Source organism: Flavobacterium sp. ASV13 (genome assembly GCF_000745775.1).
Classification (GTDB): domain Bacteria; phylum Bacteroidota; class Bacteroidia; order Flavobacteriales; family Flavobacteriaceae; genus Flavobacterium.
The window spans coordinates 705,627-717,980 of sequence record NZ_JQJY01000001.1; the positions used below are offsets into that span (position 1 = coordinate 705,627).

Genomic DNA, 12,354 nt, shown 5'->3' on the forward strand with positions numbered 1-12,354 from the left:
CAAAAAAACATTTATAATATAGTTTTTAAAGTGTATGAAAAGATACTTCTTCCTCACCTTATTATTTTGGAGCTTTCACGTTTCTAAGGCGCAAACCAATCTCGCATATGAAAAATTAATCGCAGAAGCTTCTTTACTTCATCTTCAAAAAGATTATAAAAACGCTATTTTAAAACTAGAAAAGGCTTTTTTGCTTAAAGAACCTGATGCGCTAAATGCTTATAAAGCTGCGGGAATGTATTCGTTAGCTCAAAATCAAGCGGAAGCTTTTAAATATTTAAATATAGCTCTAAATAAAGGATGGACTGAAGCAGAGCAACTTTCCATAGATCCGTATTTTGATTTTTTACGTGCTAAATATCCATATACGTGGAAAACGATTAAACAAAAAGCAGAATTGAAAGAGCAGCAATATGAAAAGAAATTAAAACTTCCAGAATTGCGAAAACAAATCAATGCAATGGGAATTGCAGATCAGAAAATTAGATATTGGAAAATACAAACTTCTGATCCTGCTCTATTGAATGATTTACAGCAGAAAATTAATGACTTAGATTTTAAAAATCTTTCGACAGCAAAAGAGATTCTGAAAACCAACGGTTGGCCAAAAATATCAGAAATAGGAAAAGATGGTGCTCATAATTTCTGGCTAATTGTTCAGCATGCAGATCAGGATATTTTATTCCAAAAAACAGCTTTACATGAAATGGATAAATTAAAAGGGACGAAAGAATTGGATATGGAAAACTATGCTTTTTTGTATGACCGAGTGCAATGCAATCTCAATTATAAACAAGTTTACGGAACGCAGGTAAATTGGACACAAAATGGGAAAGCTTCAAGTTTTAGAGGCATAATTAAAGAAAATGAAGCTGATAAAAGAAGAAATGAATTTGGACTTCTTCCTTTAAAAATTTATGCTTTAAATTATGGTTTTAAATACACGATTCCAACAGCTGAAGAAGCGTCAAAAAAGGATAAAAAAGATGCGGAGAGTACATCAAATCTAATAAATGAGGCTAAAAAGTATTATGAGACAAAAGAGTTTCAGAAAGTATATGATAATTATAATAATGCGTCCATGATTTTAGGTGGAATGACAAGTGAACAAAATTTTGAAGCTTCTGAACTGTTTGCAAAAATTTACAATGAAACTCGTGACGAACAGTACAGAAGCATTTCTTTAGATTTTTTAAATTTGAATTATCTCAGAGGAGATTTGGACAAAAAAATACTCTTATCAAATAAAGAATTTAATACATTTTATTCTGAAAAAAGATGGAATGATATTGTTGATTCTTTATGATACTCTAAAACTTCATTCTCTGAATTCTCACGGCATTCAAAATTGCTAACAGCGCCACTCCAACGTCAGCAAAAACAGCTTCCCACATAGTTGCTAGTCCGCCCGCGCCAAGAATTAAAACAAAAGCTTTTACAGCAAATGCCAGTATAATATTCTGCCAGACAATTTTTTTAGTCTGTTTTCCAATGTTAATCGCCATTGGAATCTTACTTGGTTTATCATCCTGAATTACAATATCTGCGGTTTCAATAGTGGCATCGCTTCCTAAACCTCCCATTGCAATTCCAACTGTGCTGAGCGCAATTACAGGCGCATCGTTAACACCATCACCAACAAATGCGACTGTTTCATTTTTGGCTTTAATTTCGTTTACCTTATTGACTTTATCTTCGGGAAGTAAATCTCCAAATGATTTTGTAATTCCAAGTTTATCAGCAACAAATTGCACTACATTGGTTTTATCACCACTTAGCATGGTTAGTTTGACACCTAAAGATTTTAGTTTTGAAACCGTTTCTTTTGCATCCTCCTTAATTTCATCTGCAATCGTTAAATATCCGGCAAATTTTCCGTCGTAAGCAATCGCAATTGTGGTATAAACTATTGCTGACGGATCAATATCAAACGGAATACTATATTTATCCAAAAGTTTGAAGTTTCCAACATGAAGCTCTTTTCCGTTAAAAGAAGCTTTTAAACCATGTCCTGCAATTTCTTCAATATCTTTCAATTCTACAGAAGAATCAATTGGTCCGACATGATTATGAATTGCAGTTGCCACAGGATGAGTACTTCGGCTTTCTAAGGCATTTACAATTTTCAGAATTTCTTCTTTATCAAATTCAGTTTTTATAATAACTTCCTGAACTTTAAAAACACCTTCTGTCATTGTTCCGGTTTTATCAACCACCACATTCTGGATTGTCGAAATACTGTCCAGGAAATTACTTCCTTTAAACAGAATTCCGTTTTTACTTGCAGCGCCGATTCCTCCAAAATACCCAAGCGGAATACTGATAACCAGTGCACAAGGACAAGAAATAACCAAGAAAACCAAAGCTCTGTATAACCAGTCGCTAAAAACGTAATTGTCTACGAAAAGCATCGGAACCAAGCAAATTGCGATTGCTAAATAGACTACAATTGGCGTATAAATTTTAGCAAACTTTCTGATGAACAATTCCGCAGGAGCTTTTTTGGTTGTAGCATTTTGTACCAGTTCCAAAATTTTAGATAATTTACTGTCGTTGTAAGCGGTTGTAACTTTTACTTCAGCAATCGTATTTCCGTTTATCATTCCTGCCAAAACAGTTTCACCTTTCTTCTTGGTATCAGGTTTACTTTCTCCTGTTAAAGCTGCTGTATTAAACGAAGCAGAATCAGATAATAATTCGCCATCTAAGCCTAATTTTTCACCCGCTTTCAGCTGAATAATCGCTCCTATCTTAACGTCTTTTGCCTTTACTTTTACAGCAACATTATTTTCTAAAATCGTAACCTCATCGGGACGCTGGTCTAGCAAACTCTTAATACTCGATTTCGCCCGATTTACTGCCATTCCCTGAAAAGTTTCTCCAATTGTATAAAACAACATAACTGCAACACCTTCTGGATATTGACCAATTGCAAAAGCACCAATTGTTGCAATACACATTAGGAAAAATTCAGAGAAAACATCGCCTTTTACAATGCTTTCATAAGCTTCTTTCAAAACTGGAATCCCAACCGGAAGATAAGCAATAATGTACCACGCAATTCTGATATATCCTGTAAACCAGTTTTGAGGATAATAGTTGTCAAATCCAATTCCGATAATCAATAAAACAAGGGAAATTATGGACGGCATAAATAGTTTAAAAAGCCCGCCCTCAGTATTGTGTTCATGATCATGACCTCCGTGATCGTGCCCGCCATTTTCTGAATGTACTGGTTCATCGTGCGAGCAACAGCAGGAAGGTTTGGGCTTGCTTTTTGTATTTTTTACTTCTTTATCTTGATGTATCATTTTTTGAGTTTCAAGTTTCAAGTTTCAGGTTTTAGTAGCACCGAAACTTTGTTTAAATAATGTTCTAAATTTAAGCATTTTGTAGCAAAGTTTATAGCCGTAAAGGCACTAAGACACAAAGTTTTTAAGGTTGAAAGGAGTTACTCTCGCAAAGGCGCGAAGCCGCAAAGTTTTTCAATTGAATTGCCTCAAGCTTTAGCTGGAGGATTATAATAAAAACAAAGAAGGCTTTAGCCTAAAATCGCAAGTTTGGCTAAAGCCAATTACAATCTTATTAAGCACCTCCAGCTAAAGCTGGAGGCAACTCAAATTAATCTTATAAAATCTGTATAAAAAAACTTTGCGACTTCGCGCCTTTGCGAGATTAACTCCTGCAAAAAAACTTAGCAACTTAGCATCTCAGAACCTTAGCCCCTTTAAAAAAAATCAATGCTCATGTTCTCCTCCGCCTTTCATTGCTGAAAGCAGATAAAAAGCGCCTTTCGTTACAATTTTAGCATTCGCAGGAACTTCATTTACAAACTTAACTTCTGTAAAACCTAAATCTGTTGTTCCAGGAACTACTTCTATAGCTTTAAAATGAACTTCCTGTTCATGAACTTCCTCTTTTTCGCCAGCTGCATGATCGTATTTTTTCTCTGTTTTTTCATTTTCTTGAATAAATACAAAATACTTGTCTGCGTTTTTAACCACAGCATCTTTTGGCAATGCAGGAACAGTAGCATTAGTAATATTTATATTAGCAGAAACATACATTCCCGGAATAAGGCCTTTAGCATCAGCAGGATCGATTTTAGCGTGAACAGCAACGGTTTTACTTTCATTAGAGAATGATTTATTGACTCCGAAAATCTTTCCTTTAATCGATTTATTCGACTGATTTGTTAATACAAAATCAATTACCTGACCAATAGAAATCGAACCTAAATCTTTCTCATAAACATTTAAATCCAAATGCATCTGGCTATTATCAACTACTTCAAAAAGTGAAACTCCTGTATTTGCAAAAGCGCCTTTAGCAATATTAATTTTTCCAACATAACCATTTATTGGTGAAACAATTGGCACTACTGACGTTGTTCCTTTTGTGCTTACATGCAAAGCATCAAGTTTATTTTTTGCTGCCTGTGCGCGAGCTCTTTCTGCTGCTAATTTTGCTTTTACTTCCTGAAAAGTCTTTCTCGGATTTACATTTTCATCGCTTAATGTCTTCTGACGGTTGTATTCCAATTGCAAATATTCCACATTTGCTGTAGCCGAATGGTAATCTTCCTGCATTTCAATTACTTCCAGATTTTGAATTGTTGCCAAAACTTTTCCTTTATTGACAAAAGTTCCTTCCAAAACATAAATATCTTTTACCGTTCCGCCAATTAAAGTCGAAACCTCAGCAGAATTTTGCGGAGGAACTGTTGTGTAGCCATTCGCTTTGATGATTTTATTCAGATTTCGGTCTTCGACAATTCCGGTTTCAATTCCGACTGTGTTGTATTGAGAAGTGGTTAAAACAACTTCTGTAGTTGATTTTTCTTCTTCGTGGCTTTCCTCTGCTTTCTTTTCATTGCAGCTTGTTAACATAACCGCAAAGAGCGCAAAGGTTACGCAAAGGGCGCTAAGTTTTATTCCTTTGCGAACTTTGCGTTTTGTCTTTGCGTGCTTTGCGGTTAAATTTTCAGTTATAAATATATTTTTCATTTTTAATTGTTTTTGATGGTTGGGAATTGAAGTTCGATTGCACTTTGATTGTAGCTGTGCGTAGCCTCTGCAAATTGTTTTTTAATATCAATTGCCTGATTTAAAAAACTGATATACGACCAATAACTCATATCGCCATTAGCGTAACTTTTCTGCGCCGTTTCAATAATCTGATTGGCGTATTGCGAACCTTCATTCTGAAAATAAGCTAAATTTTTCTGCTGCTTTTCGAAATTGTTTTGTAATTCATCTCTTTGCAAATTCAATATCATTTTATTTTTGTCTAAAGCCAATTGTGATTGCGTAATACTTATTTCTGCCACTTTGGCTTTCGTCGTATTCACACCTCCAAAAAGCGGAATCTGTAATCCTGCTGTAAAACCCTGAAAAAGAGATTCCGTATTAATGGTTTGAGCAAAATAACCTACACCAACTTTTGGTGTTCTTAAAGCTTTAAAAGTTTGAACTTCTTTTTGATAAACTGAAATCTGCTGTTGATACAAATCCGTTACTAAAGTTTCTGCTTTTGTGTTTTGCTGATTTTCTATGAAAATATATTGCAATGCTGTATTTTGGTCGGGAACAATATTTTCATTCGTCTGAATGAAAAATTGCAATTGTTTCTGATAAATCGCCAAATCATATTCTAATTGTGCTTTCTGTGTCTCAATTTCTTTTACTTTGGCTTTGGCACTAATTACTTCAATATTTCCGCTTTCTCCAGTTTTAAAACGAAGTTCAGCATTCTTAAGGAATTTGGTATAAATCTCATTCAGTTCAGCGTTCAATTTCTGAATCGAAACGCCGTACAAATATTGATAATAAGCCAAAGTCACGGCTTTTTCAATTTCGTAAGAAGACAAAGCTTTTCTTTTTTCAGCCAATTTTGCCAATTCTTCCTGCAATTGCCGGTTGGCTTTTGTAATATTTCCTAAAGGAAAAAATTGTTGTACTGAAACGTTATGATCATAATCGGCACTATTGAATTGCCCGCCTTGATATTGCACTTGCAGCGGATCTGGCTGAAAAGCTGCTTTTTTCAAAACAGTTTGTTTTTCAATTTCTTTATCGGCGATTTTCAGATCGATATTATTTGATTTGGCTAGTTCTATTGCTTTTTCTAAGGTTATAGATTGCTGTGCAAATATTACTGTACTTACCAATAGAAACGCGCTTAACCGCAAAGTTCGCAAGGTTTTTTTCGCAAAGTTCGCAAAGGTTAAATTTTGAGTTTTATATATTGAATTCATTTTTCTTTCTTTTAAAATTTCTTAGCGTTCTTCGCGTAAATCTTTGCGCTCTTTGCGGTTCAGCCTACGTTCTAGCATTAAATAAAAAATCGGTAAAACGATCAAGGTTAATAAAGTCGCCGAGATTAATCCGCCGATAACTACAGTTGCTAATGGTTTTTGAACTTCTGCTCCACCGCTTGTTGACAATGCCATTGGCAAAAATCCTAATGAAGCTACCGAAGCTGTCATTAAAACCGGTCTTAATCTTGTTTTGGTTCCGATTAAAACACGTTGCAATGGATCTAAAATTCCTTCTGTTTTTAATTGATTGAAATATGAAATCAGCACGATTCCATTTAAAACCGCAATACCGAATAAAGCAATAAAACCAATTCCTGCAGAGATGCTGAATGGCATTCCTCTCAGCGAAAGCGCAAAAACACCTCCAATCGCTGATAATGGAATGGCGGTAAAAATCAACAGCGCTTGTTTTACACTTTTGAAAGTAAAATAGAGTAAAACTAAAATCAACCCCAAAGCAATTGGAAGCGCGACAGAAAGTCTTTTTGAAGCCTCAATTAAATTCTCAAATTGGCCGCCGTATGTTACATAATAACCTGTGGGAAGTTTAAAATTTTTATCGAGTTTCGACTGGATTTCTTCAACCACACTTTTTATATCTCTCCCTCTCACATTTAGCCCTACGGTAATTCTACGTTTTCCGTCTTCACGGATAACCTGCACCGGACCTTGTTCGTATTCGACCGAAGCCACTTGAGAAAGCGGCACTTGCTGGCCATTTGGAAGCGGAATAAATAAATTGCTTACATCTGTAATATCACCACGATTGTCTTCATTCATTCTTACGACAACATCAAATCTTTTGCTTTCTTCATAGATTTTTCCGGCGCTTTCGCCAGCAAATGACGAACGAATAATTTGATTGATATCCGAAATATTCAATCCGTAAAGGGCAATTTTATTGTAATCGTATTTAATCGTAATTTGGGGCAATCCTGTGACTTTATCTGCTTTTAAATCGCCAATTCCTTCAATATTTTTGATTTTCGAAATCAATTCTGTTGCTTTCGAATCCAGAACATCTAAATCGTCTCCAAAAATTTTAATGGCAATATCAGATCGGCTTCCCGTCATTAATTCGTTAAAACGCATTTGAATAGGTTGCGAGATCTCAATATTGGCGCCAGGAATTACTTCCATTTCTTCTTTCATAGCGTTTGCCAATTCTTCCCAATTATGATATTTGCCTTTCCATTCTTTTTTGTCTTTTAAAACGATAATCAAATCACCGCTTTCAATTGGCATTGGATCGGTTGGGATTTCGCCGCTTCCTATTTTGGTTACAATAGTTTCGATTTCAGGGAATTTAGCTTTTAAAATCTGTTCCAATTTAGTAGCGGTTTCGACCATCTGCGTAAGCGAACTTCCGGTCATAATTGTGGCATTTATGGCTAAATCACCTTCTTCAATTGTTGGAATAAATTCGCCTCCCATATTTTGGAAAATAATAAATGCCAAAGCGAACAATCCTAAAGCGATAGAAAGAACCACTTTTTTAAATTCCAAAGCTTTATTTAACAAAGGCGTATATTTATTTTCTAACCAGGCAATCATTCGATCACTAATGTTTTCTTTATGATCTGTTTTTTTAGATAAAAACAAAGCGCTCATCATTGGAATGTAAGTCAGGGAAAGAATAAAAGCGCCAATAATAGCAAAACCAACTGTCATTGCCATTGGTTTAAACATTTTTCCTTCAGTTCCAATTAAAGCTAGTATTGGCAGATAAACGATTAAAATGATTATTTCTCCAAAAGCGGCACTATTCCTGATTTTTGAAGCCGAATTATATACTTCGGAATCCATTTCTTCCTGCGTTAATTCTTTTTTGCTTTTCAATTTCTGAAGATGATGCATTGTGGCTTCGACAATGATTACGGCGCCATCGACGATAATTCCAAAATCTATTGCGCCTAAGCTCATCAAATTCCCGCTTACGCCAAAAGCATTCATCAGAATAACAGCAAACAACATTGCCAACGGAATAACCGAAGCGACAATTAATCCTGCACGAAGATTTCCTAAAAATAAAATCAGTACAAAAATGACGATCAAAGCGCCTTCTAATAAATTCTTTGCAACAGTTTTAATCGAATTATCCACGAGTTTTCCTCTGTCTATAAAGGCCTCGGCAACAACTCCTTCCGGTAGACTTTTGTTGATTTGGGCCATTTTTTCATGAACACGATTTACAACAGCACTGGAATTTTCTCCTTTCAGCATTAAAACCATACCTGAAACAATTTCGCCTTTTCCGTCTTTTGTAGAAGCGCCATAACGTAATGCAACTCCTTCTCGTACCTGAGCAACGTTACGTACTAAAACGGGTGAACCGTTTCGGTTTTTTACCACAACATTCTCAAGATCTTTTATGCCTTTTGCCATTCCTACTCCACGAATAAAGTAGGTATATTGATCTTTTTCAATATAAGCGCCACCTGTGTTTTGGTTGTTTTTTTCTAAAGCATCAAAAATTTCGGTAATAGTAACGCCTAAACTATTGAGCATATTTGGGTTTACGGCAATTTCGTATTGTTTTAATTTTCCGCCCCAAGCACTTACCTCAGCTACGCCACGAACGCCTTGCAATTGCGGAATAATAATCCAATCCTGAATTGTTCGCAGTTCGATGGCGCTGTATTTGTTTTCATAGCCTTTTTTGGCATAAACGTCATATTGGTAAATTTCGCCCAAACCTGTAGAAATAGGCGCTAATTCTGGTGAATTTACATAATCAGGAATATTTTCTTCGGCTTGTTTTAAACGTTGAAAAATCTGTTCACGAGCCCAGTAAATATCTACATCGTCTTCAAAAACAACAGTTACAACTGATAATCCGAAACGGGAGATACTTCGGAGTTCGATTACATTCGGAACTGTTTTTACAGCTCTTTCTAACGGATAAGTAATTAATTGTTCCACTTCCTGACTTGCCAAAGTGGGCGCTGTAGTAATAATTTGCACCTGATTGTTTGTCACATCCGGCAAGGCATCAAGTGGCAATTTTTTAAGCGAATAACTTCCCCATGCAATGAGCACAAGGGTAAATAATAGTATAACGAATTTGTTCTTTATACTAAATTGAATGATTTTATCTAGCATTTGAATAATATAATGATATGAGAAATTAGGCAGATTATTGCCCGATAATGTGCGGAAAGTCCGCAACTCTCTATCCTGATCCTAATTTAAATTAGGTCAGGCATCATTATGCTATCTGAGGGGGTTGCCAAATACTTCCATAGAAATTGGAAGCAAAAACAGAATTATAACTTGGTAAAGGAATTGAAATAAGATGATTTTCTGAAGGAAACTCAAAAACTGCAACATTTTGGTAATTTAATACCTGCGCTCCACAGCAGTTGCAGGCACAAAATGGCGAACATAAATCGTTGTCTTTATCATGGGAATGATTTGCCTCAGAAGAAAACTGAGCTGTTTTATGCGCAGCACTATTCACTTCCATATCTGCACAAGGCATACTTGAAAGTGCTATCAAATAAATTGATAATAATACTGTAATCCATTTCATGTTGTAAAAATACTATTATTTTTTAAAAATATAAATTATTGATATTGATAAATGTAAAAAACAACAAACCAACTTTTAACAACTGTTGACTTATTTTTTAAGTGAATTGATACTTTATTAAGAAATTTTGCAAGAGGTAAGAAAATTTCGTTAACTTTAACATTAATTAACACATTATGAAGTCTTAAGCATAATTATAAAAACCTACACTACGTATAGCAGATAAAAAGATTACCCCATAATTATTAGTGCATATTTATTTTTCGCAGTTTATTAATTAACATTAAAACACTCTAATCAATGAAATGTAAAACATTAATATCAGCCTTTTTATTATTATTTAGTATACAAATTTTCGGGCAGGTTTACACCGACAAAATTGTAGGAAAAAAAAATGAAGAATTAAAAGACAGTCTAGCTGTCGAAAAATACCCTTATGCTTTGCCAATCTGGGGTGAAAAAGTAGCCCAAAAAGGATATAAACTTCCATACTCTGCGGGAGTTTCTGTTAATTATTTTTGGCAAGAATCTGAGATTGTAATTAATAATCTGGAAGTTGGCTTTAATCACGGTCCGCTTTATAATTTAGACGAAATCGTACGATTTGATAAATCTACTGTAGAAGCTGGCGCTTTGACCGTTAGACCCGATATTTGGTTGCTTCCCTTCTTAAATATTTATGGAATTTTTGGAAAAGCTAATACTTCTACAAAAATTAATGCCGGTATTTGGGTTCCCGATGCCGATAATAACTGGTCTGAAATTGCAAATTTCAGCACCAAAGCAAATTTCGATGCTACAACTTTTGGTATTGGTATGACGCCAACAATTGGTATTGGCGGAGGCTGGCTGGCACTTGATATGAATATGGCCTGGACTGATATCAGTTCGCTTGATAAACCTGCATTTTCTTATGTTTTTGGACCGAGATTAGGAAAAACATTTAAATTCAATAAACCAGAACAAAATATTGCAGTTTGGGTTGGAGGTTTCAGAGTTCATATCTCTGGAGATACTAATGGAGATTTACCTTTATCTGATTTTATTGATTTAAGCAGCGCTCAGGCGAAAGTAGATAACGGTCTTCAGAAAGTATCCGAAAACCAAACAAAAGTAGATAACTGGTGGGACAGCTTGAGTCCTGCTGAACAAAAAAATCCGGTTAATGTAGCCAAACATAATACTGCAGACAGAGCTTTAGAAAGAGCAGGAACCTTCCTTGCAACTCTGGACGGAGCATTGAGCACAGCCGGAGATTCATCTGTACAGTATTCGCTCCAAAAAAGACCAAAAGATATGTGGAACTTTATTGTTGGGTCGCAATTTCAATTCAATAAACATTTTATGTTTCGTGCAGAATGTGGCTTCTTAGCAAGCCGTACTCAAGTATTGGGAAGTTTACAATATCGTTTTGGACTGTAATTCATCCATTTATGAAAAAGATTTTATTAATCGTCTTCACTTTCTTTTGCATTTCATCGGCACGGTCACAAGTTTTAATTTCCTTGATTTTTGGAGATAAACTTAACTCTGAGTTTTTGGAATTTGGTTTAGAAGGTGGCGTTAATTTTTCTACGATTTCAAATATGGATTCTTCAGGAACCAATCCTGGTTTTAATCTTGGATTTTATTTTGATCTTAGATCAAGGAAAAATCCTGCCTGGATGATTAATACTGGGGTAATCGTAAAATCTCCTATGGGTGCGCAGGGAATTCCGGTTTATCCTACGGGCGATGTTAATTTAGACAATACTTTTGTCGGAGGAAGCGTGAATCGCGAAATACGCTATTTTAATGTTCCGATTTTAATCAAATATCAATTCAAAAACAATATTTATGTTAAAGCCGGACCTCAGTTTGGTTTATTGGCGAAAGCCTTTGATGAATTCAAAACTGAATATGAAAAAGATGATGTAATCTACAAAAGAAATATCCGCGATCAAATTCACGTTATTGATGCTGGGCTTGCTGCAGGTCTTGGATATCATTTAAATGTTGGAAACGGACTTAATTTTACTGTTCAGTACTATTATGGCCTTGTAACTGTAATGAAAGGTGACGGACCAAATAATCAATTCAACAGATCTTGGTATATTACGGCTGGATTACCAATTGGAAAAGGAAAAGCCGCTAAAAAAAGAGCCGCAGAAGAAGCCGAATTAAATAAAGTTATTCTTCCTGAAGATGAAAAACCAGCGCCGAAAAATTAAGACATAAATTCCTGAAAGGTTTCCAAAACCTTGTAGGTGTCTATAAATATGCAAATAATACTTACAAGCTTGCTAACAAATTTGATTAAACTTGTAAAAATTCATTCGGACTATTTTTTTGTCCCGTTAGGGATTAAATATTGGTAGAAAAAAAATATCCCAGTTTTATTTTGTCCCGTAGGGACTATATGTTTAATGCCATTTTTATTTGAATTTATGCAAAATGTAGTCCCTACGGGACAAATGGGTGTGAGGTAAAACTAATTTCTACCAATATTTAATCCCTAACGGGA

Annotated in this window: 8 protein-coding genes; 3 read left to right on the forward strand and 5 right to left on the reverse strand. The window is 35.1% G+C overall.

Annotated elements, in window-relative coordinates:
• Positions 1–34: 34 nt before the first annotated feature.
• Complete coding sequence (locus tag GQ47_RS22775; RefSeq protein WP_051951328.1) at positions 35–1,306, forward strand: DUF6624 domain-containing protein; 1,272 nt, start codon at positions 35–37, stop codon at positions 1,304–1,306.
• A gap of 4 nt (positions 1,307–1,310) precedes the next feature.
• Here GQ47_RS22775 and GQ47_RS03025 read toward each other — a convergent pair whose 3' ends face one another.
• The 5 genes from GQ47_RS03025 to GQ47_RS03045 all read right to left on the reverse strand — a co-directional run bounded on the left by GQ47_RS03025 (position 1,311) and on the right by GQ47_RS03045 (position 9,851).
• Positions 1,311–3,311 carry a heavy metal translocating P-type ATPase gene (locus GQ47_RS03025; protein WP_035645181.1) on the reverse strand — a complete coding sequence of 667 codons (2,001 nt, stop codon included), beginning with the start codon at positions 3,309–3,311 and terminating at the stop codon, positions 1,311–1,313.
• A gap of 426 nt (positions 3,312–3,737) precedes the next feature.
• Entirely contained in the window at positions 3,738–5,006 is a 1,269-nt protein-coding gene (locus tag GQ47_RS03030; protein ID WP_035644623.1) for an efflux RND transporter periplasmic adaptor subunit, read from the reverse strand.
• A gap of 2 nt (positions 5,007–5,008) precedes the next feature.
• Positions 5,009–6,256: a TolC family protein gene (locus GQ47_RS23715; protein WP_035644627.1), complete on the reverse strand. Its 1,248-nt coding sequence runs from the start codon at positions 6,254–6,256 to the stop codon at positions 5,009–5,011.
• Between the two features lie 21 nt (positions 6,257–6,277).
• Positions 6,278–9,421 carry an efflux RND transporter permease subunit gene (locus GQ47_RS03040; RefSeq protein ID WP_035644630.1) on the reverse strand — a complete coding sequence of 1,048 codons (3,144 nt, stop codon included), beginning with the start codon at positions 9,419–9,421 and terminating at the stop codon, positions 6,278–6,280.
• 106 nt (positions 9,422–9,527) lie between these two features.
• Positions 9,528–9,851 carry a DUF6660 family protein gene (locus tag GQ47_RS03045; protein ID WP_035644632.1) on the reverse strand — a complete coding sequence of 108 codons (324 nt, stop codon included), beginning with the start codon at positions 9,849–9,851 and terminating at the stop codon, positions 9,528–9,530.
• Positions 9,852–10,151: 300 nt separating this feature from the next.
• On the opposite strand from GQ47_RS03045, the gene GQ47_RS03050 reads away from it, so the two are divergent.
• The gene (locus tag GQ47_RS03050; RefSeq protein ID WP_035644635.1) at positions 10,152–11,273 is read left to right on the forward strand and encodes a hypothetical protein; all 1,122 of its coding nucleotides are present in this window, start codon (positions 10,152–10,154) and stop codon (positions 11,271–11,273) included.
• Between the two features lie 11 nt (positions 11,274–11,284).
• The gene (locus GQ47_RS03055) at positions 11,285–12,061 is read left to right on the forward strand and encodes a porin family protein (protein WP_035644637.1); all 777 of its coding nucleotides are present in this window, start codon (positions 11,285–11,287) and stop codon (positions 12,059–12,061) included.
• The last annotated feature ends 293 nt before the right edge of the window (positions 12,062–12,354 follow it).